This window comes from Alistipes sp. i18-0019-D1, from assembly GCF_042852885.1.
Taxonomy (GTDB): Bacteria; Bacteroidota; Bacteroidia; order Bacteroidales; family Rikenellaceae; genus Alistipes.
Genome location: NZ_AP031424.1, coordinates 3,079,528 through 3,103,216, shown reverse-complemented (window position 1 = coordinate 3,103,216; position 23,689 = coordinate 3,079,528). Strand labels below are relative to the sequence as shown.

17 protein-coding genes and 3 rRNA genes are annotated in these 23,689 nt (G+C 55.9%); 12 read left to right on the top strand and 8 right to left on the bottom strand.

Annotated elements, in window-relative coordinates:
* Positions 1-704: 704 nt before the first annotated feature.
* On the bottom strand, positions 705-1,508 hold the full coding sequence (locus ACGHP5_RS12930) for a TonB family protein (RefSeq protein ID WP_390567138.1): 804 nt from the start codon (positions 1,506-1,508) through the stop codon (positions 705-707).
* 85 nt (positions 1,509-1,593) lie between these two features.
* On the opposite strand from ACGHP5_RS12930, the gene ACGHP5_RS12925 reads away from it, so the two are divergent.
* The 9 genes from ACGHP5_RS12925 to ACGHP5_RS12885 all read left to right on the top strand — a co-directional run bounded on the left by ACGHP5_RS12925 (position 1,594) and on the right by ACGHP5_RS12885 (position 12,143).
* Complete coding sequence (locus ACGHP5_RS12925) at positions 1,594-2,985, top strand: bifunctional UDP-3-O-[3-hydroxymyristoyl] N-acetylglucosamine deacetylase/3-hydroxyacyl-ACP dehydratase (protein ID WP_290533014.1); 1,392 nt, start codon at positions 1,594-1,596, stop codon at positions 2,983-2,985.
* Positions 2,986-2,990: 5 nt separating this feature from the next.
* Complete coding sequence (lpxA, locus tag ACGHP5_RS12920; protein WP_390567136.1) at positions 2,991-3,785, top strand: acyl-ACP--UDP-N-acetylglucosamine O-acyltransferase; 795 nt, start codon at positions 2,991-2,993, stop codon at positions 3,783-3,785.
* A gap of 128 nt (positions 3,786-3,913) precedes the next feature.
* Positions 3,914-4,381 (top strand): ribosome assembly cofactor RimP, encoded by a 468-nt coding sequence (gene rimP, locus ACGHP5_RS12915; protein ID WP_390567135.1) that lies wholly within the window; start codon positions 3,914-3,916, stop codon positions 4,379-4,381.
* Positions 4,382-4,407: 26 nt separating this feature from the next.
* Positions 4,408-5,637 carry a transcription termination factor NusA gene (gene nusA / locus ACGHP5_RS12910; RefSeq protein WP_290533011.1) on the top strand — a complete coding sequence of 410 codons (1,230 nt, stop codon included), beginning with the start codon at positions 4,408-4,410 and terminating at the stop codon, positions 5,635-5,637.
* Positions 5,638-5,671: 34 nt separating this feature from the next.
* The gene (gene infB / locus ACGHP5_RS12905; protein WP_390567132.1) at positions 5,672-8,632 is read left to right on the top strand and encodes a translation initiation factor IF-2; all 2,961 of its coding nucleotides are present in this window, start codon (positions 5,672-5,674) and stop codon (positions 8,630-8,632) included.
* A gap of 39 nt (positions 8,633-8,671) precedes the next feature.
* Positions 8,672-9,988 carry an acetyl-CoA hydrolase/transferase family protein gene (locus ACGHP5_RS12900; RefSeq protein WP_290533009.1) on the top strand — a complete coding sequence of 439 codons (1,317 nt, stop codon included), beginning with the start codon at positions 8,672-8,674 and terminating at the stop codon, positions 9,986-9,988.
* Positions 9,989-10,136: 148 nt separating this feature from the next.
* Entirely contained in the window at positions 10,137-10,403 is a 267-nt protein-coding gene (locus tag ACGHP5_RS12895) for a hypothetical protein (protein WP_390567130.1), read from the top strand.
* Positions 10,404-10,470: 67 nt separating this feature from the next.
* On the top strand, positions 10,471-11,286 hold the full coding sequence (locus tag ACGHP5_RS12890) for a M48 family metallopeptidase (RefSeq protein ID WP_337757633.1): 816 nt from the start codon (positions 10,471-10,473) through the stop codon (positions 11,284-11,286).
* Positions 11,287-11,747: 461 nt separating this feature from the next.
* The gene (locus ACGHP5_RS12885) at positions 11,748-12,143 is read left to right on the top strand and encodes a hypothetical protein (RefSeq protein WP_390567128.1); all 396 of its coding nucleotides are present in this window, start codon (positions 11,748-11,750) and stop codon (positions 12,141-12,143) included.
* Positions 12,144-12,147: 4 nt separating this feature from the next.
* On the opposite strand, the gene ACGHP5_RS12880 is transcribed toward ACGHP5_RS12885, so the two are convergent.
* From ACGHP5_RS12880 to ACGHP5_RS12860, 5 genes are all read right to left on the bottom strand, one after another.
* Positions 12,148-12,975: a DNA-formamidopyrimidine glycosylase family protein gene (locus ACGHP5_RS12880; protein WP_337757636.1), complete on the bottom strand. Its 828-nt coding sequence runs from the start codon at positions 12,973-12,975 to the stop codon at positions 12,148-12,150.
* 13 nt (positions 12,976-12,988) lie between these two features.
* On the bottom strand, positions 12,989-13,402 hold the full coding sequence (locus ACGHP5_RS12875; RefSeq protein WP_390567126.1) for a YybH family protein: 414 nt from the start codon (positions 13,400-13,402) through the stop codon (positions 12,989-12,991).
* Positions 13,403-13,690: 288 nt separating this feature from the next.
* Positions 13,691-13,804: ribosomal RNA gene (rrf, locus tag ACGHP5_RS12870) — 5S ribosomal RNA — on the bottom strand.
* 112 nt (positions 13,805-13,916) lie between these two features.
* Positions 13,917-16,789, bottom strand: a 23S ribosomal RNA gene (locus tag ACGHP5_RS12865).
* 186 nt (positions 16,790-16,975) lie between these two features.
* A 16S ribosomal RNA gene (locus ACGHP5_RS12860) occupies positions 16,976-18,497 on the bottom strand.
* The 16S, 23S and 5S rRNA genes sit together here, the layout of an rRNA operon.
* Before the next feature lie 588 nt (positions 18,498-19,085).
* On the opposite strand from ACGHP5_RS12860, the gene ACGHP5_RS12855 reads away from it, so the two are divergent.
* A complete protein-coding gene (locus ACGHP5_RS12855) occupies positions 19,086-19,715 on the top strand; it encodes a YiiX/YebB-like N1pC/P60 family cysteine hydrolase (RefSeq protein ID WP_390567124.1) in 630 nt (209 codons plus the stop codon).
* Between the two features lie 117 nt (positions 19,716-19,832).
* Here ACGHP5_RS12855 and ACGHP5_RS12850 read toward each other — a convergent pair whose 3' ends face one another.
* Together ACGHP5_RS12850 and ACGHP5_RS12845 are read right to left on the bottom strand one after the other, a co-directional pair.
* Positions 19,833-21,305 (bottom strand): hypothetical protein, encoded by a 1,473-nt coding sequence (locus ACGHP5_RS12850; protein ID WP_337755826.1) that lies wholly within the window; start codon positions 21,303-21,305, stop codon positions 19,833-19,835.
* A 517-nt stretch (positions 21,306-21,822) separates the two neighbouring features.
* On the bottom strand, positions 21,823-22,494 hold the full coding sequence (locus ACGHP5_RS12845) for an MgtC/SapB family protein (protein ID WP_295902382.1): 672 nt from the start codon (positions 22,492-22,494) through the stop codon (positions 21,823-21,825).
* A 310-nt stretch (positions 22,495-22,804) separates the two neighbouring features.
* On the opposite strand from ACGHP5_RS12845, the gene rpmI reads away from it, so the two are divergent.
* Positions 22,805-22,999: a 50S ribosomal protein L35 gene (gene rpmI / locus ACGHP5_RS12840; RefSeq protein ID WP_022333333.1), complete on the top strand. Its 195-nt coding sequence runs from the start codon at positions 22,805-22,807 to the stop codon at positions 22,997-22,999.
* Positions 23,000-23,233: 234 nt separating this feature from the next.
* On the top strand, positions 23,234-23,578 hold the full coding sequence (gene rplT / locus ACGHP5_RS12835; RefSeq protein WP_147620292.1) for a 50S ribosomal protein L20: 345 nt from the start codon (positions 23,234-23,236) through the stop codon (positions 23,576-23,578).
* Positions 23,579-23,689 lie beyond the last annotated feature (111 nt).

The following is a 23,689-nucleotide window of genomic DNA, read 5'->3' as shown; positions in this document are numbered from 1 at the left end:
TTTTTTCGCCAAGAAACGTCTTCCGCGGCTTTCGTCCGCGGGGAGTAGCTGCCTTTTGATGGCAAAAGGTAGCACCAAAACCATCCGCATGTCGCTTTCGCGGGAACAACCTCCGGGCCGCGCTGAGCGGGCGCAGTAAGATCAGGCCTTTACGGCGCAAAAACACGCGCCGTAAAGGCTGTGGCGGCTCGGCAAACAGCAAGCTGTCTGCCCTCGCCTGCGGACGCCTTTGCCAGCCTCCCGCTCCGGGCGCGCGGGCTTTCGGCAGTTCTTTCTCCGCTGCAAGCGATAATGCGGCGGTTTAAAACCGCTTTCAGAGGCGATGGCCGGATGCTACGTTTCCGATCCGGTTGCTGCGCCTTCTCTCACGCCGCCGTTGGCGGCGCAGGATTCCGGCCCGATGCCGGAGCCGTGAGACGAAGGCCCGGCTAAAAGTGGCAGGAAACGGGGCAGGGGCGCGTGCGCCCCCGCGAATAGGCGCCCGTTTCGAACGTTAGACGGGACGAAGCAGGCGAAGGCATCCACCGGAAAGTTTTTCGTACTTTTTGCAGCCAAAAAGTACAAAGTATCCCGCAGGCGAAACCCGCGGTTGACCGCCGGCCGAAAAGCGGCAGAAATCCGAACGGACAGCGCTCAAGACGTCCCGTCTGATCAGATTAGAAATGCCCCGGGATGCGCGGCAGGTGCGACGCAATCACCGAAAATCATTGGGGGATGAAGATATAAGTGATGGTCCCCGTCTGACGGGCGGGCGCCGAGTCGTCGATGTTGAACAACGAATTGCGGGCGGCGCGCAGGGCCGACTCGCGCATGCAGTCGTCGCCGCCCTCGGTGACGCGCGCGCCGGTCACCTTGCCCGCACGGTCCACCGTGACCGCAACCGTCACGTCGCCCCCGCCCTCGCACAGATAGGCCGGGACCTCCAGATAACGCGACGTGCGCACGGGATTGGCGATCGAGAACGACACCGTGACACGCCCCTTGACCTTGCGGTCCTGACGTTCCGCGCCGTCCTTCGTCCCGCGGCGTTCGCGGATGGCCCGCTCCTCGGCAAGCCCCTGCTCGTAGGCCTCGCGGTTGGCGCGCATCCGCGCCTCGGCCTCGGCCGCCGCCTCGTTCAGCGCCGCAGCGTTGGTCCCGCGGTCGTCGCGGAGCTTCTCGTTCAGGGCATTTTCGTTCGACGCCTGGTTGCGGATGCTCCGCCAGTCGATCTCCTCCTGCCGCTGACGCTCGCGCACTTCGCGCTCCAGGCGGTCGCGTTCCTGCTCCATTTCGGCCAGCGTCTGAAGGTCGATATACATGCCCTGCTGATGCGTGCGCCGGCCCACGACGATCTTCGACGAAACGAAGCCGATCATCAGCACCAGGTAGGCGATCAACGTGACGCACAGGCCGATACGGTGGTCGTAGGTCCACGACCCCACATCCTCCCTGCGGTTGTCGAAGGGCAGTTTGATACGCGGCCTGCGGGCGGGTTTCGGTTTGTCGTCACGGGGTGTTTCAGTCATTGCGGTGTGTCGGAATTTTGAGCAAAAGTAGCGTTTTTTACCGAAAATTTCCTATCTTTGCGCGCAAATAATAGAAACACCGCTTATGTCAACCAAACAACAAACGCTGAAGGCGCCGATCTCATTCTCGGGAAAGGGCCTGCATACGGGCGTCAAAGTTACCATGACCGTGAACCCCGCCGAGGCCGGAACCGGAATCGTATTCCGCCGCACCGACCTCGAAGGACAACCCATAATCCCCGCCCTGTGCGACAACGTCGTAGACACTTCGCGCGGCACGACCGTCGAAGCCGGCGGACACCGCGTACACACCATCGAACACATCATGTCGGCGCTCTGGACCCTCGGCGTGGATAACGCCGTGATCGACATCGACGCCCCCGAGACCCCCATCATGGACGGCTCGGCCCGCGAATACGCCCGGGCCATCACCGAAACCGGACTGGCGGACCAGGACGCCGAGCGGCAGTTCTACCACGTGACCGAAAAGATGGTCTACACGATCCCCGAGAAGGGCGTGGCGATCATCCTCTACCCCGACGACGAATTCTCCGTCTCGGTGCACGTGGACTACAATTCGAAGGTCATCGGCAACCAGTACGCCACCTTCAACCCCGGCGACGACTTCGCCAGGAAAATTTCGCCCTGCCGCACGTTCGTCTTCCTGCACGAACTGGAGCCGCTGATCAACATGAACCTGATCAAGGGCGGCGACCTGGACAACGCCATCGTGGTGGTGGAGAACCCCGTGCCCGACGAGCAGCTGGACAAACTCAAGAAGGTCTTCAACAAGCCCGACATCGAGATCAAGGCGGGCTATCTCAACAACCTCGAACTGCGCTGCAACAACGAGCTGGCGCGCCACAAACTGCTCGACCTGCTGGGCGACTTCGCGCTGCTGGGCGTACGGATCAAGGGCCGCGTCTGGGCCACCCGCCCGGGACACTTCGCCAACACGGAATTCATGAAGCAGCTCAAGCAGACCATTCGCCGCGGAGGCGAGAAACCCCGCTACACCTACGACTGCCGCAAGCCGCCGCTCTACGACATCAACGACATCCGCCGCATGCTGCCCCACCGTCCGCCGTTCCTGCTGGTGGACCGCATTTTCCACTGCGACCCCTCGTCCGTAGCGGGCATCAAGAACGTGACGATGAACGAACCGTTCTTCGTGGGCCACTTCCCCGAAGAGCCGGTGATGCCGGGCGTGCTGATCGTCGAGGCCATGGCCCAGTGCAGCGGCATCATGGTCCTGAGCAACGTCCCCGACCCGGAGAACTACTCGACCTACTTCATGAAGATCGACGGCGTGAAATTCAAGCGCAAGGTCGTTCCGGGCGACACGCTGCAATTCGAAATCCACCTGCTGGAACCGATCCGCCGGGGCGTCGCCCTCGTGGAGGCCAAGGCGTTCGTCGGCGAGACGCTCGCCTGCGAGGCCGTGATGATGGCGCAGGTAGTCAAAAACAAAAAATAGAGGAAATGATCAGCAACCTGGCCTATATCCACCCCGACGCCAAGCTCGGGGCCAACGTCACGGTGAAACCCTTTGCCTGCGTCGCGGGCGACACGGTGATCGGCGACGACTGCTGGATCGGTCCCGGAGCCGTGATCCACGACGGGGCGCGCATCGGCAGACGATGCCGCATCCACACCGCCGCTTCGGTCGCGTGCCTTCCGCAGGACCTGAAATTCGCCGGTGAAATCACCACCTGCGAGATCGGCGACGACAACGACATCCGCGAGTACGTGACCATCAGCCGCGGAACCGCTTCGACCGGAACCACGCGCATCGGGTCGAAAAACCTGCTGATGGCTTACGTCCACATCGGGCACGACTGCATCATCGGCAGCAACTGCGTGATCGCCAACCGCGTGTCGCTCGCCGGCGAAGTGCACGTCGGCGACTGGGTCGTCATCGGCGGCCACGCCGCCGTCCACCAGTGGACCCACATCGGGGCGCACGCCATGATACAGGGCGGCGCGCTGCTGGGTCAGGACCTTCCGCCCTACGTCATCGTGCGCAACGACACGCTCCGTTTCGCGGGCATCAACAAGATCGGGCTTGCGCGCCGCGGCTTTTCGCACGAGCGCATCGCCGAAATCCACGACGCCTGCCGCATCCTCTTCCAGAGCGGTCTGAACTACCTGAACGGCTGCGACGAGGTCGAACGGCAGATTCCGCAAAGCCCCGAGCGCGATGCGCTGGTCGAATTCATCCGCACCTCGAAGCGCGGCATCATCAAACCTTACGAATCGCGGTGCAAAGAGGAGTAAATTTTGCGTATAAATATTGGTATATCGGAATTTTTCACTATATTTGCGGTGTCGAAAGACAGCGTGAAGGGTAAGGGGACGGGCAGTCCCCTTATTTTATACTTATACTCGACCGAAATTCAACGACTATGATAGACACGAAAAAGATAATCGAAGCGGCGGAACGTCATTTGGAAGGGACGGACATGTTCGTCGTGGATTGTACCTGCACGCCGGGCAACGAGGTCGAACTGACGATCGACAGCGACTCGTCGGTCGGCATCGACGCCTGCGCGGAGCTGAGCCGCGCCGTCGAGGCGCAGTTCGACCGCGACGAGGAGGATTTTTCGCTGACGGTCATGTCGGCCGGTATCGGCTCGGAACTGAAAAGCCTGCGCCAGTACCGCAAACTCGCCGGCAAGTCGGCCGAGGTGCTGCTCACGAGCGGCGTGAAGATCCTGGCCAAGCTGGAGGAGGTCACCGGCGAGGGCATCGTCCTCTCCTACGAGGAGAAGCAGGCCGTCGAGGGCAAAAAGAAGAAGCAGTTGGTGAAGGTCACGCGCAGCTACCCCTTCGATCAGATCAAGTACACGAAGGAGTGGCTGGATTTCAAGTAACAATTAAAAATCAGATAAAGCACACAATGGACAATCTCAATCTCATCAGCAACTTTGCCGAATTCAAAGAGCTGAAGAACATCGACAAGTCGACGATGATCGGCGTGCTGGAGGACGTTTTCCGCCACGCGCTGCAGAAACAGTATGAAACGGACGAGAATTTCGACGTCATCATCAACCCCGAAAAGGGCGACCTCGAAATCTGGCGCAACCGCACCGTCGTCGAGGACGGCGCCGTCGAAGACCCCAACGCACAGATTTCCGTCTCGGAGGTCAAGGCCATCGACCCCACCTACGAGATCGGAGACGAATACGCTGACGAAATCAAACTCGCCTCGTTCGGCCGCCGCGCCGTGCTGTCGCTGCGCCAGAACCTCGCCTCGCGCATCCTCGACCTGGAGAAGGCCAGCCTCTACGAGAAATACTCGGAAAAGGTCGGCGACATCGTCACGGGCGAGGTGTACCAGGTGTGGAAAAAGGAGGTGCTGATCCTCGACGACGAGGAGAACGAGCTGATCCTCCCGAAGGCCGAGCAGATACCCAACGACTTCTATCGCAAGGGCGACACGATCAAAGCCATCGTCAAGTCGGTCGAAATGAACAACAACCAACCGCGCATCATCCTCTCGCGCACGGCCAACCAGTTCCTGGAGCGCCTGTTCGAACAGGAGGTTCCCGAGATTTTCGACGGTCTGATCACCATCAAGAAGATCGTCCGCATCCCCGGCGAGCGCGCCAAGGTCGCCGTGGAGTCCTACGACGAGCGCATCGACCCGGTGGGTGCCTGCGTCGGCATGAAGGGTTCGCGCATCTACTCGATCGTCAAGGAGCTGCGCAACGAAAATATCGACGTGGTGAACTACACGGCAAACCCGACGCTGATGATCCAGCGCTCGCTCAACCCCGCAAAGGTGTCGTCCATCACCATCGACGAGGAGAAGATGACCGCTTCGGTCTACCTCAAGCCCGATCAGGTTTCGCTGGCCATCGGCAAGGGAGGTCTCAACATCCGTCTCTCGAAGATGCTCACCGGCTATGACATCGACGTCTACCGCGAGGTCGAGGAAGAAGACGTGGCACTCACGGAGTTCACCGACGAGATCGACGGATGGGTGATCGACGCCCTGAAAGCCGCCGGCTGCGACACCGCCAAGAGCGTGCTGGAACTTCCCGTCGAGGAGATCGCCGCCCGCGCCGACCTCGAACTGGAGCAGGCGCAGAAGGTCGTGGAGATCCTGAAAGCCGAATTCGAATAATCAACGCAAGACAAGAAAGGAAAAGAGACAAGATATGGGTAATGAAAGAAAATTAAGGCTCATTCAGGTTGCAAAGGAGTTCAAGGTGGGACTGAACACCGTCACGGACTTCCTGCAGAAGAAGGGCATCAAAAGCGACGGGTCGCCCAACACGCTGGTCGACGCGGAGACTTATGCCGTTCTGGAGAAGGAGTTCGGGGCAAACCGCAGCGCCGCCAGCGCACGCGATTCGATCCGCGAACGCATCTCCCTGAAGCAGACGACCGTAACCCTCGAAGAAGCCAAGAAGCAGGAGCGCGAGGAAGAGAAGGAGGTTGTCATCAAAAGCAACGTCATCAGCGTCAAGGACGAAATTCAGCAGCCGAAGTTCCTCGGCAAGATCGACCTCTCGCCCAAGCCCAAGGCGGCTCCGGCCCCCCAGCCCAAACCCGAGGCCGTGAAACCTGCGCCCCAGCCGACGGCTCCCGCCGCAAAGGCGGAGGTGGCTCCGAAAGCCCCGGAGACCGTGAAACCGGCTCCCGCACCCGCTCCGGCTCCCCAGCCGAAGCCTGCCGAGACGCCGAAATCCGCTGCGGCCGCAACGCCGGCCCCCGCGAAGGTCACCGCTCCCGCGCAGGAGGCTCCGAAGGCGGAAACGCCCGCCCCGGCTCCGCAGCCCAAGGCCGCAGAGACTCCCGCAGCCCCCGCTCCCAAACCCGCTCCGGCCCCGCAGGCAGCGCCCGCGGCACAAACGGCTCCGGCCCCTGCGGCGGAACCGAAGCCCGAGGCTCCGAAAGACAACATCTTCCGCCCCGAAACGGTGACCCTCACCGGTCCGCAGGTGCTCGGCACGATGGACGTGTCGGGCTTCGTCGCAGGCGGCAAGCACAAGCGCAAGCGTCTCCAGAAGGAGAAAGTCGACGTCAGCAAGGCCCCGAGAGGCAATGCGCAGGGCGGCGGCAACCGTCAGGGCCAGGGCGGCCAGAACAACAACGGCAACCGTCCGGGAGGACAGGGTCAGAACCGCGGCGGGCAGGGCCAGAACCAGCCCCGTCCGGGCGAAGGACGCCGCAACAAGGGCAAGAACGCCCCCAAACCGATCGTGCGCCCCGAAGTGAGCGACGAGGAGGTTTCGAAGCAGGTAAAGGACACCCTGGCGCGTCTGACGGCCAAGGGAGCCAAGAGCAAAAGCTCGAAATACCGCAAGGACAAGCGCGACGCCGTCGCCGAGCGCATGAACGAGGAGTTCGAACGCGAGGAAATGGAGCGTTCGACGCTCAAGGTCACGGAGTTCGTGACCGTCAGCGAACTGGCCACGATGATGAACGTCCCGCCGACGGAGGTCATCATGGCCTGCATGAACCTGGGTCTGATGGTGTCGATCAACCAGCGTCTCGACGCCGAGGCGCTCGTGGTGGTCGCCGAAGAGTTCGGCTACAAGACCGAATTCGTCTCGGTGGAGATTCAGGAGGCCATCGCCGACGACAGCGAGGACCGCGAGGAAGACCTCGTTCCGCGTCCGCCGATCGTGACGGTCATGGGACACGTCGACCACGGTAAGACCTCGCTGCTGGACAACATCCGCAAAACCAACGTCATCGAGGGCGAGGCCGGCGGTATCACCCAGCATATCGGCGCTTACAGCGTGGTGCTGAACGGGCAGAAGATTACCTTCCTCGACACCCCGGGCCACGAAGCCTTCACGGCCATGCGTGCCCGCGGAGCCGCCGTGACGGACGTAGCCATCATCATCGTCGCGGCCGACGACAGCGTCATGCCGCAGACCGTCGAGGCGATCAACCACGCGCAGGCCGCAGGCGTGCCGATGGTCTTCGCCATCAACAAGATCGACAAGCCCAGCGCCAACCCCGACCACATCAAGGAGCAGCTCTCGCAGATGAACTACCTCGTGGAGTCGTGGGGCGGCAAATACCAGGACCAGGAGGTTTCGGCCAAAAAGGGCCTGAACCTCGACAAACTGCTCGAAAAGGTGCTGCTGGAGGCCGAGATGCTCGACCTGAAGGCCAACCCCAACAAAAAGGCGCAGGGCACGGTCATCGAGTCGACGCTCGACAAGGGCCGCGGCTACGTGTCGACGATCCTGGTGCAGAGCGGCACGCTCCGCGTCGGCGACGTGATCCTCTCGGGAACCTACACGGGCCGCGTGAAGGCCATGTTCAACGAGAACGGCAAGAAGGTGGACGAGGCAGGACCCTCGACGCCCGTACAGGTGCTCGGACTGAACGGCGCACCGCAGGCCGGCGACACGTTCAACGTCATGGACGACGACCGCTCGGCACGCGAAATCGCCAACAAACGCGAACAGCTGGCCCGCATGCAGGGCATCATGACCCAGAAGCACGTGACGCTCGACGAGATCGGCCGCCGCATCGCCATCGGCTCGTTCAAGGAGCTGAACATCATCGTCAAGGGCGACGTGGACGGATCGGTCGAGGCCATGTCCGGATCGCTGATCAAGCTCTCGAAGGAGACCGTGCAGGTCAACGTCATCCACGCCGCCGTGGGACAGATTTCGGAGTCCGACGTGCTGCTGGCTGCCGCTTCGAACGCCATCATCGTCGGCTTCCAGGTGCGTCCGTCGGCTTCGGCACGCAGGCTGGCCGAGAAGGAGGAGATCGAAATCCGCCTCTACTCGATCATCTACGACGCCATCAACGACATCAAGGACGCCATCGAGGGCATGCTCGAACCGGTGATGAAGGAGGAGATCGTCGCTTCGGTCGAAGTGCTCGAAATCTTCAAGATCACCAAGGTCGGAACCGTCGCCGGATGTATGGTCCGCGAAGGCAAGCTGCAACGCTCGACCCCGATCCGCGTCATCCGCGACGGCATCGTGATCTACACCGGCAAGCTCGGTTCGCTCAAACGTTTCAAGGACGACGTCAAGGAGGTCGTGGTCGGGCAGGACTGCGGTCTGAACATCGAGTCGTTCAACGACATCCGCGTCGGCGACATCGTCGAAGGATACGAACAGGTGGAAGTGAAACGCAAGTAACCCATAAAACTAACAACTACTTACAATTTTTTGGCAGTAATGACTAACCCAATCCATTTTACGACTGCGGAAGAGGCCGTCAAGGTCATCAAATCGGGCGACCATGTCCACCTCAGCTCGGTGGCGTCGGCTCCCCAGTGCCTGATCAACGCCATGTGCAAACGCGGCGAGGCCGGCGAACTGAAGGACGTACATGTCCATCACCTGCACACGGAGGGTCCCGCTCCCTACGCCGATCCGAAATTCGAAGGCGTATTCCAGCTCGACTCCTTCTTCGTGGGGGCGAACGTCCGCAAGGTAACCCAGAGCGGCTATGCCGACTACATTCCGATTTTCTTGAGCGAGACCCAGAAACTCTACCGCTGCGGAGCTGTTCCGTGCAACGTGGCGATGATCCAGGTCTGCCCGCCCGACAAACACGGCTTCGTATCGCTCGGAACCTCCGTCGACGCCACCCTGGCGGCCGTGGAGTGCGCCGATCATGTGATCGCCGTGGTGAACAAGTACGTTCCGCGCGCCTTCGGCCAGGCCATGATCCACTCCTCGAAGATCGACTTCTTCGTGCAAGACGACACCCCGCTGATCGAAGCGAAATTCTCCGAGCCGAACGAGGTCGAGACGGCCATCGGAAAGCACTGCGCCGCGTTGATCGAGGACGGCGCAACGCTCCAGATGGGTATCGGGGCCATTCCCAATGCAGTCCTCAGCCAGCTGGGCGGCCATAAGAACCTCGGTATCCACACCGAGATGTTCGCCGACGGCGTACTGCCGCTGGTGGAGAAGGGCGTGATCAACGGCGAAGCCAAAAAAACCGACCCCGGCAAGATGGTCTCGACCTTCCTGATGGGTTCGAAAGCCGTTTACGACTTCATCGACGACAACCCGGGCGTACTGATGATGGACGTCGGGTACACGAACGACCCCTACATCATCTCGCAGAACGACCGCTTCGTAGCCATCAACTCGGCCCTGCAGGTCGACCTGACGGGCCAGGTGTGCGCCGATTCGCTGGGCACGAAATTCTGGTCGGGTGTCGGCGGACAGATCGACTTCGTCTACGGTGCATCGCTCTCGAAGGGCGGCAAGGCGATCATCGCCATGCCTTCGATCACCAACAAGGGCGTATCGAAAATCTGCCCGACGCTGTTGGACGGCGCCGGCGTGGTGACGACGCGCAACCACATCCACTGGTTCGTGACGGAGTTCGGAGCCGTGGACCTCTACGGCAAAACCCTGCAGGAGCGTGCACGCCTGCTGATCTCCATCGCCCATCCTTCGGCCCAGGAGGAGTTGGACCGCGCGGCTTTCGAGCGCTGGGGCGAGCATCACCACTACATCAAGGGATACATGAAATAACCGGTTTCCCGAACGGAAACACCGGCAAAGGGCTGCACGAAATCAGTGCAGCCCTTTGCATGAAGCCCTGTCCGCAATATGCTGGCGTCTTTCCCGAACCGGGAAGGCGCTTTTTTCGTATCTTTACGGCAGTCAATACCGAAGAGCCATGAAAAAACCCGCACTCCTCGTTCTCGCCCTTTCTCTTGCGGGCCGCACCGCATCGCACCGTGCAGGCAGCTACCCCGCTGCCGCGGCTCCGCAGGAGAAACAATACGCCGTCATTCTCTCGATGGACGCCTTCCGCGAAGGTTTCCGCCAGCGGTCGTTCCAGAACCGGAACATCAACCTCATCCTCTGCCGCCTGCTGGGCATCGAACCCGCGCCGAACGACGGCGACTGGCGGGAGATCAAACGCATGTTCTGCGAACGCTAAAGACCCGGAAGCGTCCCGAAATACGGATGTTTTCACTATCTTTGCCTCACTGAAAACAGTATACGATATGAAGAGACTTTTTCTTTTGTTTGCGGCGGCACTCCTCGCCGCAGCCTGCCCCGCGGGGGCTTTCGCTCAGTTCAAAATCGGCGGTAAGAAAATCGATGCCGCAAAACTGCTCAATGCCGGCAAGGACGTGGCCAAGGCCGTCACGCTCAGCGATGAGGAGATCGCCCGGTTGAGCCGCGAATCGGTCGAATGGATGGATGCCAACAACCCCGTGGCCGCCGATACGACGACCTACGGAGCACGCCTCAAGCGGCTCACCGAAGGTATCACCGACGCCGACGGGCTACCGCTGAACTTCAAGGTCTATCTGGTAACCGATGTCAACGCCTTTGCCTGCGGCGACGGCTCGATCCGTGTCTTCGCCGCCCTGATGGACCTGATGGACGACGACGAACTGATGGCCATCATCGGCCACGAAATCGGCCACGTCGTGCATGCCGACACGAAACACGCCATGAAGAACGCCTACCTCGCCTCCGCAGCCCGCAATGCCGCCGGAGCCGCCGAGGGCAGCGCGCTGGCCAAATTGAGCCAATCGCAGCTGGGCGAGGTCGTGACGGCCTTCACCGATGCGCAGTTCTCGCAGAAGCAGGAGTACGAAGCCGACGAACACGGTTTCGAGTTCTGCGTGAAACACGGCTTCAGCCCCTACGGCATGGCCAACTCGCTCAATAAGCTGGTCGAGCTCTCCAAGGGCGCCAAAGCCTCCATCGTACAGAAGATGTTCTCCTCGCACCCCGACAGCGAAAAGCGCGCGGCCCGCATGAAGGAGAAAGCCGATGCCTACACGGCCGCACAGCAGCAGAACAGGTAGCCGAGCCTACTCCCGCCGGAATCCGTAGAAAAGCCCGTGAAACCGGGTCCGGAAGGGGAACGCCGCAGCACAACTTTTAAACACACAAGCCGAAAAACATCCGGAATTCCGGATGTTTTTCTTATATTTGTACGTCACTAACAACTGAATCGCCGATGAAATAACGCACAAAGTCGCAGTAATACAACAAAAAAGCGCCGATTGCGCACGAAAGGCGACGGCGCACACACATAAAAAGCGTTAGCTTTGTACCTTGCTTTCTGAAAATCTGGAAAATTTAAAGAGCAACCAAGGAATGAAGTTTGACGCTCACGTTTCCAACGTGGGCTTCATTCTGCATTTGGTTGCCAGGTTATTCCAGAGCCTCAGAAAGCAAATCAGAGTTTTGTCCCACGTTTTTTATGATCCTTTCCGAATCCGAACTTAATTCCATGCGCTGCGGGACAGGCGTACATCTCACCATGAAAGCCTACCTCCTGCTTCTCACGATCTGTATCCTGCCTGCCGTCGCGGGCATCCTCGTTACGCGTCCGATGTGGCGCATACGCCAACTCCCCAACGAAGCGATACAGGGCATCGGCCTCGTCGTGCTGATCATCGTGCTGATCGGCTGTCTCGTCCCGCTCTTTCTCGGCGATACAGGCGCTGTCGGATGCGCCTGCATCCTGTTAAGCCTGTTCAACCTCGTGATCTTCCAGTGCTACGAACACTGGCTCAACACCTCCCGCTGCCCGCAATGCCACACACGCAATCTGCGGGCACACAAATACGGCAAGGGAGTTTACAAACTCTACTGCTCGCATTGCGGCCTGCACAGCCGGTGGCGCACGTGGAGGTATTTTTCGGACGAGCCTTAAAGATTCATTTCAGCGGCTGGCAGCGGGGACAATAGTAGACTGCACCGCCCAGATAAGCCTCCTTGACGATTGATCCGCCGCAGACCGGACAAGGGTCCGCACAGGTGTTGCGCGAAAGCTGCACGGCATACCCTCCGCAATTCCCGAAAAGATCCTTCTCCGTATCGCGCCCGTTACGGCGGGTCATCTCTGTCAGGAGGCTTTTTACCGTTCTGAAAAGCCGTTCGGCATCCTCTTCGTCCAGTGTGGCGAGTTTGCGTTTGGGATGGATGCCTGCCCGGAAAAGAATGTCCTGCAACACCCCGTTCCCGAGTCCCGGAATGCGTTGCTCCGTGGCCAGGAAAGCCTTTGCCGAGAGATTCGGCTTCGCACCGGCCAGCAGGCTCCGGAAATATCCGGTGTCGAACTCCGCATCGAGCGGTGAATATTTCGTCTTCGCACCCCGGTAATAAGGATTCTCGAAATCACCCCGGAAAGCAAGGATACCTCCGTACATCGCAACGGTAAAAACCAGAAAACGCTCGTCGTCAAGCGTGACGAGCAGCTGGTATTTCGCGGGTATCCCGGCCTCGGAAGCATAAAGGCGCAGGTTCACACCGTCCGATAGGAGGAGGTGCACGTCGTCGTCCAGCAATATGTCGACAAATGCGCCGTAACCTTCCGCCCCGACGATTCTCCGGCCGGTCAGCAATTTTCGGTATTCGAGCGGATCACCCGAATACCAGGTGAACTTGTGCGGATGCGTGGCATTGAACACATCGGTCACAGTATGTCCCGCCAGCGTCTCACGGACCTGGCGCGCAACGGTTTTCGATTCGGGTATTTCGATCATAAGCGATGGAATATCAGTTGTTCGGCTGAATAAAGGACCAATGCGTGTGGATAATTTTCCAACATCCGGAGGGATTCAACCGGTAAACCTCCGTGCAGTTCATCCGGAATAACTGTCCGTCCCGGCGGGCCTCGTAATTATACGTCAACACGGCTGCATCCTGCAAGGAGCGGACTACAGGGTCCACCATTTCATAGGAATCTATTTTGATCTTCCCCCGAACCTGGTCATAATAAGCCTCCAGGGCTTTTCGACCTTCGAGTTTATGTTCGAAAGCCGGGTCCATGTAGACCACATCGTCAGCCGAAAGTTCGATAAATCCATCGGGATCCCCGTCGTTCCACCGCTCCAAAGCCTGTTTTTCCAAAGCGATGATTTCGGCCTTAACAGCTCCGTCATCCGAAGCATTTCGCACATATTCAGTCATAGGTCTTTTCAGGTTTTTCCCAATATAGCAATTATTCACGAATCTAAGCGGCTTTAAGAGAGTCGATTCGTACCTGCCTCACATAAATATTGGCGATTGACGAACCTTCCGATAAATCTTCTATAAACAAAAACCTCCCTTTGAAAAGGGAGGTTTGGAGGGATTATCAATATAGTCGGCGGCACCGCCGATTCAAGGTCAGCCGCACCAACGGCAGGCAGCATGCAGAGCGACGTATCTACACAACCCCAAAAAAGAAAGCCGGACCCTGTATCAGGATCCGGCTTGAAGAGGCGGCTACCTACTCTCCCACGGGAAAACCGCAGTACCATCGGCGTAAGTGAGCTTAACTTCTCTGTTCGGAATGGGAAGAGGTGGAACCTCACTGCTATAACCACCTAAAAGAACCTATGCTTCAGTTTATCGAAGCCGTGCGAGTGATGCCTTTAGATCATCACAATCCGTCGCACCCGGTAAGAGTTGACATATTAGGGAAATGAGATAAAGAATTGCTGTAAAAAAGCCGTTCGGGTAATTAGTACTGCTCGGCTTTGACATTACTGTCTTTACACCTGCAGCCTATCAACGTAGTAGTCTCCTACGCCCCTCAAGGGAAAACTTATCTTGGGGATGGCTTCGCGCTTAGATGCTTTCAGCGCTTATCCAAACCGAACGCGGCTACTCGGCGGTACACTTGGCAGCATAACCGATACACCGGAGGTTCGTCCAACTCGGTCCTCTCGTACTAAAGTCAGGACCCCTCAATTTTCCTACGCCCGCAACAGATAGAGACCGAACTGTCTCACGACGTTCTGAACCCAGCTCGCGTGCCACTTTAATCGGCGAACAGCCGAACCCTTGGGACCTTCTCCAGCCCCAGGATGTGACGAGCCGACATCGAGGTGCCAAACCGCCGCGTCGATATGAGCTCTTGGCGGCGATCAGCCTGTTATCCCCGGAGTACCTTTTATCCTTTGAGCGATGGCCAGTCCACACAGAACCACCGGATCACTATACCCTGCTTTCGCACCTGGTCGACTTGTAAGTCTCACAGTCAAGCACCCTTATGCTATTGCACTCTACGCACGGTTACCATTCGTGCTGAGGGTACCTTGGGAAGCCTCCGTTACGCTTTTGGAGGCGACCACCCCAGTCAAACTACCCACCAAACGGTGTCCCCTCTCGAGGGTTAGAATCCAAGTACACAAAGGGCCGTATTTCAACGTTGACTCCACGAATACTGGCGTACCCGCTTCACTGTCTCCGGCCTATCCTACACATTGTGTACCCAAATTCAGCGTTAAGCTATAGTAAAGGTTCACGGGGTCTTTTCGTCCCGTTGCGGGTACCCGGCATCATCACCGGGACTACAATTTCACCGAGCTCACGGTTGAGACAGTGTCCAGATCGTTACACCATTCGTGCAGGTCGGAACTTACCCGACAAGGAATTTCGCTACCTTAGGACCGTTATAGTTACGGCCGCCGTTTACTGGGGCTTCGATTCAATGCTTCTCTTGCGATGACATCCCCTCTTAACCTTCCAGCACCGGGCAGGTGTCAGGCCCTATACGTCTTCTTTCGAATTTGCAGAGCCCTGTGTTTTTGATAAACAGTCGCCTGGACCTCTTCGCTGCGCCCACCTCGCGGTGGGACCCCTTTTCCCGAAGTTACGGGGTTAATTTGCCTAGTTCCTTAACCGTGATTCACTCGAGCACCTTAGGATACTCTCCTCGACCACCTGTGTCGGTTTACGGTACGGGTAACATATACTATAACTTAGAAGATTTTCTCGGAAGTCGACTTGGGTGAACTATCGGATTGGCCGTAGCCGCTCCGTACTGTCGGGGTTCAGCAAGGACTAACTCTTAATCTGTCCCTATACCTACGCCCTTTAACCACCTATTCCGTCAGGCGGCGTCACTTACGTTCCTTCGTCTCTCCATCGAGGTATATGTTAGTATCGGAATATTAACCGATTGTCCATCGAGATCACCGTTCGGCTTACCCTTAGGACCCGACTAACCCTGATCCGATTAGCGTTGATCAGGAAACCTTGGTCTTGCGGTGTGCGGGTTACTCTCCCGCATTATCGTTACTCATGCCTACATTTGCTTTTCCATAAACTCCACCTATCCTCGCGGAATGGCTTCGACGTCAATGGAATGCTCCCCTACCGCACTTTCGTGCCCAGAACTTCGGTGGTATACTTGATGCCCGTTTATTATCCACGCTTTGCCGCTCGACTAGTGAGCTGTTACGCACTCTTTGAATGAATAGCTGCTTCCAAGCTAACATCCTAGCTGTCTCTGCAGCAAAACATCGTTAGATCAACTTAGTATACTCTTCGGGACCTTAGTTGCTGGTCTGTGTTGTTCCACTCTCGTAACCGGACATTAGCACCCGGTCGCTCACTGCTGTAAATCATACTACTGGCATTCGGAGTTTGTCAGGATTTGGTAGGCGGTGAAGCCCCCGCATCCAATCAGTAGCTCTACCTCCAGTAGACTCTCAATTACAACGCTGCCCCTAAAGGCATTTCGGGGAGTACGAGCTATTTCCCAGCTTGATTAGCCTTTCACCCCTACCCTCAAGTCATCGAGAAGCTTTTCAACGCTTATTCGTTCGGTCCTCCAGTTGGTTTTACCCAACCTTCAACCTGCTCAAGGGTAGATCGCAAGGTTTCGCGTCTACAACCACTGACTAGCCGCCCTGTTCAGACTCGCTTTCGCTTCGGCTCCGTGCATCCGTGCACTTAACCTCGCCAGTGATTAGTAACTCGTAGGCTCATTATTCAATAGGCACGCCGTCACAGCACGAAGCTGCTCCGACCGGTTGTAAGCGTATGGTTTCAGGTTCTATTTCACTCCCCTGTTCGGGGTTCTTTTCACCTTTCCCTCACGGTACTGGTTCACTATCGGTCTCTTGGGAGTATTTAGCCTTACCGGGTGGTCCCGGCGGATTCAGACAGGATTCCTCGTGTCCCGCCCTACTCAGGATACTGCTATCTTATGACGAACTTACCTGTACGGGTCTTTCACCCTCTATGGACGAACTTTCCAGATCGTTCCAGTTCGTTGTCTGTCGAATGTTGCAGTCCTACAACCCCGGCATTGCCGTAACAATACCGGTTTAGGCTGTTTCCATTTCGCTCGCCGCTACTCTGGAAATCGATGTTTCTTTCTTTTCCTCCTCCTACTAAGATGTTTCAGTTCAGAGGGTTGGCCCATCTTTCGATGTGTCAGGTCTTCTACCTGACGGGTTGTCCCATTCAGAAATCTCCGGATCAAATCTTGTTTGCAAATCCCCGGAGCTTTTCGCAGCTTACCACGTCTTTCTTCGCCTCCAAGAGCCTAGGCATTCCCCATACGCCCTTATTTACTTTCTTACAACTTCCATCACACCCTATTGAGCTGTGTGACGGAACTCTATCTCATCTCCTTAATCATGTCAATGAACGCTGCGAATCGCTTCGCTGTGAGCAGCACTCGGTTCGAACCTACGCCTAAAGCGGTGCTGCTGTAACGTTTCTTTGAAGTGAGCAGCTAAATTTACCTTTGAAACAAGGCTCCAGAAAGGAGGTGTTCCAGCCGCACCTTCCGGTACGGCTACCTTGTTACGACTTAGCCCCAGTCACCGGTTTTGCCCTAGGTCGCTCCTTGCGGTCACGAACTTCAGGCACCCCCAGCTTCCATGGCTTGACGGGCGGTGTGTACAAGGCCCGGGAACGTATTCACCGCGCCATGGCTGATGCGCGATTACTAGCGAATCCAACTTCACGGAGGCGGGTTTCAGCCTCCGATCCGAACTGAGATAGGCTTTCGAGATTCGCATCCCATCACTGGGTAGCTGCCCTCTGTACCTACCATTGTAACACGTGTGTAGCCCCGGACGTAAGGGCCGTGCTGATTTGACGTCATCCCCACCTTCCTCTCGGCTTACACCGGCAGTCCCGCCAGAGTGCCCAGCTTGACCTGATGGCAACTAACGGTAGGGGTTGCGCTCGTTATGGGACTTAACCCGACACCTCACGGCACGAGCTGACGACAACCATGCAGCACCTAGTTTCCTGCCCCGAAGGGAAATCCTGTTTCCAGAATCGTCAGTAACTTTCAAGCCCGGGTAAGGTTCCTCGCGTATCATCGAATTAAACCACATGTTCCTCCGCTTGTGCGGGCCCCCGTCAATTCCTTTGAGTTTCATTCTTGCGAACGTACTCCCCAGGTGGATAACTTATCGCTTTCGCTTAGCCGCCGACTGTGTATCGCCGACAGCGAGTTATCATCGTTTACTGCGTGGACTACCAGGGTATCTAATCCTGTTTGCTCCCCACGCTTTCGTGCCTCAACGTCAGATATAGTTTGGTAAGCTGCCTTCGCAATCGGTGTTCTGTATGATCTCTAAGCATTTCACCGCTACACCATACATTCCGCCTACCGCAACTACTCTCTAGTTCAACAGTATTAGAGGCAGTTCCGGTGTTAAGCACCGGTATTTCACCTCTAACTTATCAAACCGCCTACGCACCCTTTAAACCCAATAAATCCGGATAACGCTTGGATCCTCCGTATTACCGCGGCTGCTGGCACGGAGTTAGCCGATCCTTATTCGTACGATACTTTCAGGCTCCTACACGTAGAAGCGTTTACCCTCGTACAAAAGCAGTTTACAACTCATAGAGCCGTCTTCCTGCACGCGGCATGGCTGGTTCAGACTTGCGTCCATTGACCAATATTCCTCACTGCTGCCTCCCGTAGGAGTTTGGTCCGTGTCTCAGTACCAATGTGGGGGGTTAACCTCTCAGTCCCCCTATGTATCGTTGCCTTGGTGAGCCGTTACCTCACCAACCAGCTAATACAACGCATGCCCATCCATAACCACCGGAGTTTTCAACCAAAACCGATGCCGGTTCTGATGTTATGGGGTATTAGTACCAATTTCTCAGTGTTATCCCCCTGTTATGGGTAGGTTGCATACGCGTTACGCACCCGTGCGCCGGTCGCCACCCGGTATTGCTACCTGTGATGCCCCTCGACTTGCATGTGTTAGGCCTGCCGCTAGCGTTCATCCTGAGCCAGGATCAAACTCTCCATTGTATAAAATGTTTTGTTCTAAATCTTTAGCTCTAATCTCAAAGGTATTGTTTGAAATCACTCTCTTGCGAGAGTGGAAAAAACTTTTAGCTGCTCAAATACTTCAAAGAACGCTGTTCAATATATTACTATAAGAACAATTTCTTTCATTTTGCCAGGGTCCGCCTTTCGGCCTCTCCCGTTGTTCTGACCGCGATTTTTCAGCGGAAAGTGGTGCAAAGGTAAGTGTTTATTTTCGAACCACCAAATCTTTTTGAAAGAATTTTTCAGAATTTTTTCAGAACCTTTTTTCGTATCGTTTCGAACCGTGTGTTGCATTCGAAGCGGGTGCAAAGGTAAGTCATTTTTCTGAATCTCCAAAAGATTTCGGAACTTTTTTCAAAATTTTTCAGAACCTGTTTTTGTCGCTTTCGAGCGGTGTTTCTCTCTCGAAGCGGGTGCAAAGATAAGGACTTTTCCGGACAACTTCCAAATAATTCGAGGACTTTTTTTCGACAATTTTCGCGAAGCTTTTACACCCGATTATGGATCAGCGAGTTAGTTCTAAAAATATTTTAATATCTTTGCGGTGACAAATTCAAAACAACAGCCATGCGGTCTTTATTATATATAAGTATACTCTTTTCCGCCGTTTCCTGCGGCCGAAACCTCCCGGATCTGCGCCCGGGCGATTTACTGTTCCTGGCCGGAAAAACTTCGGAAATGACCGGAGCGATCACCGCCGCAACGGGCAAAGCGAGGCAACTGAATTACTCGCACGTGGGAATTGCGGTTCCGGCAGGCGGAGCCGATTCGGTGCTGGAAGCCACGAGCGACGGCGGCGTACGGATGACGGCGCTGGCGGATTTTCTCGCCCGCGCGCAGCAGATCGAAGGCCGTCCGGCGGTGGTGGCAATGCGTCTGCGCGACACGACGGGTGTCACGGCAGCGGTCGCACGGGCCGCGACATTTCTCGGACAACCCTACGACTACTCGTTCCGGCCGGATAACGGCCAGCTCTATTGCAGTGAATTGGTATGGGAAAGTTATCTCGCCCCGGACGGCAGCCGTCTCTTTCCGGCCCGGCCGATGAATTTCCGCGCGGCGGACGGCACGATGCCGCAGTTCTGGGTCGACTTGTTCGCCAAACTGGGTGAAGAAATCCCCGAGGGTATCCCCGGCACGAATCCCAACGACATGGCACACGATCCGCAACTCAAAGAGATCGCCCGCTACTATTGACACGGCTTTCCCAAAAAGGACAGGCCGATAAAGCTCCGTCCGGCCTGCTTGGTGAAAAGCGGACAAAAAAACGATCTGTCCTTTCGGGCAGATCGTTTTTATTAAAAGCAAAGCTTATTACTTGGATTTAAATTTAGTGATTGCAAGAACATTATAAGCACTCGAAACACTGGAGCCTGAAATTTTCCATTCAGATATATCCTCGTCCGTCTCTTCATCAATAGTATAGCTATAGCGAGCGGTATATGCTCTGACCGCATTATTGGGAGCGACATATCCCGTCGATGACCAATTTCGAACCGAGGTCTCCGTATTTAAAGGAATCAAAGATCCGGCATCGTCACCTTTAAGCGTTTTATAAGAACTGTTTATCACATTGATAGAAGGAATTAAAGCCTCAAGTTCAGACCTCGACGGCATATACCAACTTTGGTTATCAACCGCAGGCAGATCGGCACAGAGCTTAAATGCAGGAAAAGCGTCAATATTCTTTTTCGCCTTCTCCATATTGAGTTCTCCGTTTTCTGAAAGAGGAATATCGCCGTCAGCACCTAAAGTCGTCCATTTTGCAGTACCCAAAACTCCAGGATAAATCATTTTACCCGACAAGCCATCTTCAGCGACTTCGTAGACAATACCTTTAACAGCGTCGCCCGTTGCGCCATTAGGATAAAGATCACCTTCTACGTAAACATGAGGAGCAGCCGTTTTAACCGTAACATTTGCAATTCGCGTTATGCTTCCGGCACCAATAGAAAGACCGTTACCGGTAATGGTACGCGTTCTGGACCAAACAGGATCAAGGCTCGTCGAAGACATGACATCCATTTTCAACGTACCGTAAGATGCGGCCGGAACCACAAAATAGAACGTTGCAGGGGCACCGCCTTTTACTTCCTGATTACCGAGTTCGCGCGAAATCATACGGCTTGCGTTCGCCGTGACACGGAACGACGGCACACCGTCGATAAATCTCACTTCACCGCTACCGGCAAGATTCGTCGTCGAAGTGAGCGAGATCGAAGACAAGGTGGCATCGATATCGGTAGTCACCGTAACGGCCATAATACCGCACAGGTTCTTAAAGGCGAACTTGACATTCGAAAGGTGGCCGTCCTCTACCGCTGCATAAGCAGCCATCGGGGCCGCACCCTCGGCAATATTGTTCGAAGGCCTGTTTATATTGTTATTCTGCACCGAACTCAACGTAATCTGCTTCGATGCACTCGAAGAACCGTTGTACAAAGCATAGAACTGGGTACCGTGAACACCCTCTTCGCTGCCCACAACTTCGAAAACCGCATTCGGAGTATCCGCTCCGGATTTCAGACGGTACAGCAACAGTCTGTCCGGCTCCTGCTCGCTCCATACGGTGATATAATCACCCGAAGACCAAAGCGTTTTAACCTCTTTACCCGCACCGAATTCAACGTCTTCGAGATACGCGCGGGTCGCTGGCAGGCTGGCCGAAATCTCGGTAAGCGTAACGAGATCGTTATTTCCGGCCGGAGTGGGGCGCATTTCAGCATCATTATCCGAGCAGGCGGACATCACCAATGCCGAACCTGCAATTATCCAAAGTTTTTTCATGATTTACCTTAAATTGAAATTAGACAATGTTATTCCCACTCGCCGTCTCCGGAATCATCCGTCATACCCCATCCTCCGGAGGTAGACTCTCCGGTTTCGGTCGACGTAGCAAATCCCGCCTCGACCATTACATCGACAATCTCAATTTCGGGGACTTGATATTCCCCCCCCCCTTCTTTTTTGTAAGGTTCTCATAAGCAAATAATTATTCAAATAATAAATACAAGTGAAAAATATTTTTTAGATAAATAACATTCAACTTTCAGCGTATCGCATACAAAAACGCTGCAAAATTAAAGATTAATTTCTTTTTTTGCAAATCAAACATATGCGTCCATATCAGATGTTTACATCTTTTTCAGATATAGGCGGCCGATTTGCAAACGAATGCCATCCGGCCGGTCACCGGACAATGAAAAAAGCTCCCGGGCAATTCCGCCGGAAGCAGAAACGCCTGCACCGTCACGCAAAGCGGCGGAGAGAAACGAAAGCGGAGACCGTGACGGCGAAATCTGCGTCAGACGATCTTTTCGACAGTAATGTCGGGATTGGCGCGCAGCAGGTCGATATACCCCTCCTCGCCGGCCGGCCCTTTGGCCCGGATGACGATCGTGGCACGGTGCACCACCCCGTCGGAAGTGCGCTGTGTCTCGACTTCATAGGAGATCACCGAATAGTCCTTGCTTTCGAGGCGCTCGAACATCGCATCGATGAACTCCTTCTTCGAGGCCGAGAAGACGATCATCGTCCGCCGCCGCCCCAATCCGCCGAAAACCAGCGTCAGCACCTCCAGTCCGAACAGCGTCAGCGCGGTAGCCGCTCCGGCCACGATGTACATGTGCGCCCCTGCGGCCAGACCGATACCCGCCGTGGCCCAGAGGCTCGCCGCGGTAGTCAGCCCCCGTACCAGCTGCCGGTGAATGATGATCGTGCCGGCCCCGATGAAACCGATGCCGCTGACCACCTGCGCCGCGATGCGGCTGGGGTCGAGGCGCAGCCCGTCGTGGGTCGCCAGAAAGTCCTCGAACCCGTATTGCGAGACAATCATCATCAGCGCGCTGCCCAGCGCCACCAGGAAATGGGTGCGGAAACCCGCATCCTTGACCCGGTATTCGCGGTCAAGGCCGATGACCGTCCCGCAGAGGCCCGCCACACACAACCGCACGATAAAATTCCATTCCATCTCCATAAGCACTTCGGGCTTCGCCCTGCAAAATTCATACAACAAATTCCGACATCCCTCCGTGCGGACTCCGGCCGCCGCATCCGGCTCCGCGAAACACAACCGCCGGAGCGTTTCGGGTCCATACAAATATATGAAAAAGTAGGGCCGCTGCAAAACCGAACCGCACAAGATTCGCCCCCGCCGAAAGTGTCGTTACGACATCAAATATAAGAAAAAATCCCGGATTGCGAAGAAATTTCGGCGGGAAGGTTGCACTGTGGGAAAAATTTCGTATTTTTGCAGGCTATGTTTAACTAATTAACTATTTACGACAATGCCGAAAATGAAAACCAATGCCGCTGCGAAGAAGCGTTTTACCTTCACCGGCACAGGAAAGATCAAGCGCAAACACGCTTATCACAGTCACATCCTGACCAAAAAGACGACGAAACAGAAGCGCAACCTCTGCTATTCGGGAACCGTTTCTGCGGTCGATGAGGCCAAAATCAAGAACTTACTCGTTAAATAGTCGCGGGTAGGCAACCGTCTTCCCCCTTTACAAAGGAGGAGCGAGAGGAATTTTAACTATGGAACCAGGCGTTGCAAACGCCGTAATAGGAGTCAGACGAGTTTCATAGAAAAAAGACCTCGGGAAAACAAACAACAAAAAATTCGTCGGACTCCTAATTAATCATCGGGACGAACCAGCCCCAAAGAATGCGGGAGAACCGTATCGCTGGCAGTCCTCCAAAAACTTTACAATATGCCACGTTCAGTAAACGCTGTCGCGTCACGCGCACGTCGAAAGAAAGTTTTGAAACTTGCCAAAGGTAACTTTGGTTCAAGGGGAAACGTTTGGACCGTTGCGAAAAATACGGTCGAAAAGGGTCTGTGCTATGCTTATGCACACCGCGCCCTCAAGAAGCGGACATTCCGTTCGCTGTGGATCACGCGTATCAACGCCGCCGTCCGCGCCCAGGGAATGACCTATTCACAGTTTATCGGCAAACTCAACGCCAAGGGAATCGTCCTCAACCGCAAGGTGATGGCCGACCTGGCAATGAACGAGCCGCAGGCATTCGAAGCAATAGTTAAAGCAGTTAAATAGCCCTTCGCAAGGAGGTTTTTAGCGCGGCGGATACCTCGGTATCCGCCTTTTTTCGCTAATACGTCCCCTCAACCGATCAGGACTATCATCAAAAGCGCCTCGGAAACAGAA

Bases quoted from the DNA above. Each gene is read 5' to 3' on its own strand.
- ACGHP5_RS12880 (WP_337757636.1), bottom strand. From the start codon at position 12,975: ATGATCGAAATACCCGAATCGAAAACCGTTGCGCGCCAGGTCCGTGAG.
- ACGHP5_RS12850 (WP_337755826.1), bottom strand. From the start codon at position 21,305: ATGAAAAAACTTTGGATAATTGCAGGTTCGGCATTGGTGATGTCCGCC.
- infB (WP_390567132.1), top strand. From the start codon at position 5,672: ATGGGTAATGAAAGAAAATTAAGGCTCATTCAGGTTGCAAAGGAGTTC.
- ACGHP5_RS12900 (WP_290533009.1), top strand. From the start codon at position 8,672: ATGACTAACCCAATCCATTTTACGACTGCGGAAGAGGCCGTCAAGGTC.
- nusA (WP_290533011.1), top strand. From the start codon at position 4,408: ATGGACAATCTCAATCTCATCAGCAACTTTGCCGAATTCAAAGAGCTG.
- ACGHP5_RS12845 (WP_295902382.1), bottom strand. From the start codon at position 22,494: ATGGAGATGGAATGGAATTTTATCGTGCGGTTGTGTGTGGCGGGCCTC.
- rimP (WP_390567135.1), top strand. From the start codon at position 3,914: ATGATAGACACGAAAAAGATAATCGAAGCGGCGGAACGTCATTTGGAA.
- ACGHP5_RS12930 (WP_390567138.1), bottom strand. From the start codon at position 1,508: ATGACTGAAACACCCCGTGACGACAAACCGAAACCCGCCCGCAGGCCG.
- ACGHP5_RS12925 (WP_290533014.1), top strand. From the start codon at position 1,594: ATGTCAACCAAACAACAAACGCTGAAGGCGCCGATCTCATTCTCGGGA.
- lpxA (WP_390567136.1), top strand. From the start codon at position 2,991: ATGATCAGCAACCTGGCCTATATCCACCCCGACGCCAAGCTCGGGGCC.
- ACGHP5_RS12895 (WP_390567130.1), top strand. From the start codon at position 10,137: ATGAAAAAACCCGCACTCCTCGTTCTCGCCCTTTCTCTTGCGGGCCGC.
- ACGHP5_RS12855 (WP_390567124.1), top strand. From the start codon at position 19,086: ATGCGGTCTTTATTATATATAAGTATACTCTTTTCCGCCGTTTCCTGC.
- ACGHP5_RS12890 (WP_337757633.1), top strand. From the start codon at position 10,471: ATGAAGAGACTTTTTCTTTTGTTTGCGGCGGCACTCCTCGCCGCAGCC.
- rpmI (WP_022333333.1), top strand. From the start codon at position 22,805: ATGCCGAAAATGAAAACCAATGCCGCTGCGAAGAAGCGTTTTACCTTC.
- rplT (WP_147620292.1), top strand. From the start codon at position 23,234: ATGCCACGTTCAGTAAACGCTGTCGCGTCACGCGCACGTCGAAAGAAA.
- ACGHP5_RS12885 (WP_390567128.1), top strand. From the start codon at position 11,748: ATGAAAGCCTACCTCCTGCTTCTCACGATCTGTATCCTGCCTGCCGTC.
- ACGHP5_RS12875 (WP_390567126.1), bottom strand. From the start codon at position 13,402: ATGACTGAATATGTGCGAAATGCTTCGGATGACGGAGCTGTTAAGGCC.